The following is a 712-nucleotide window of genomic DNA, read 5'->3' as shown; positions in this document are numbered from 1 at the left end:
CGACGCCGCCCGCCTGGCCGACATGCTGCGCGCCGTGTGGTCCTGCCCCAAGCCGGTGGTGGCCGCCGTCAATGGCGACGCGTATGCGGGCGGCCTGGGGCTGGTGGCCGCGTGCGACATCGCGGTGGCCGCCGACCACGCCCACTTCTGCCTGTCGGAAACCCGTCTGGGTCTGCTGCCCGCCACCATCAGCCCCTACGTGATCCGTGCCCTGGGCGAACGCGCGGCCAACCGCTACTTCCTCACCGCCGAGCGCTTTGATGCCGCCGCCGCGTTCCGCATGGGGCTGCTGCACGGCGTGGTGCCGGCCGATCAACTGCACACCGAGGCCGAGACGATCTGCCGCACGCTGTGCGACAACGGCCCGCAGGCGGTGCAGGCCAGCAAGCGGCTGGTGCGCGACTTCGCCGGGCAGCCGCTGGACGCGGCGCTGATCGCCGATTCCGTCGAACGCATCGCGGCCGTGCGCAGTTCGGACGAAGCGCGCGAAGGGGTGGGTGCGTTTCTTGAAAAGCGCGAGCCGGCGTGGCGGCAGCGGTGACGGCGCGACGCCGCGTGATGCCCCGGACAGGCATGGGGGCATCCTCGGGTTAACCCCGACGGGCGTTTAAGATGCGGGCTCCTATAACAAGAGACACCGCATGCCCGCCCTTCGCCGCGCCGCCTGGAAAGGTGAACTGGTTGCCACCCTGCTGCTGGCCCTGCCGCTGGT

The 712-nt window shown here is 71.1% G+C and carries 1 protein-coding gene; it reads left to right on the top strand.

The features are described from left to right. On the top strand, nucleotides 1-541 hold a 541-nt coding region (locus tag U858_RS0133330; protein WP_025141379.1), incomplete at its 5' end, for an enoyl-CoA hydratase-related protein. Between the last annotated feature and the right edge of the window lie 171 nt (nucleotides 542-712).

It is taken from the genome of Achromobacter sp. DH1f (genome assembly GCF_000633435.1).
Classification (GTDB): Bacteria; Pseudomonadota; Gammaproteobacteria; order Burkholderiales; family Burkholderiaceae_B; genus Achromobacter; species Achromobacter deleyi.
Note: the sequence above shows the minus strand (reverse complement) of the source record. Positions and strands in the feature narration are given on the sequence as shown.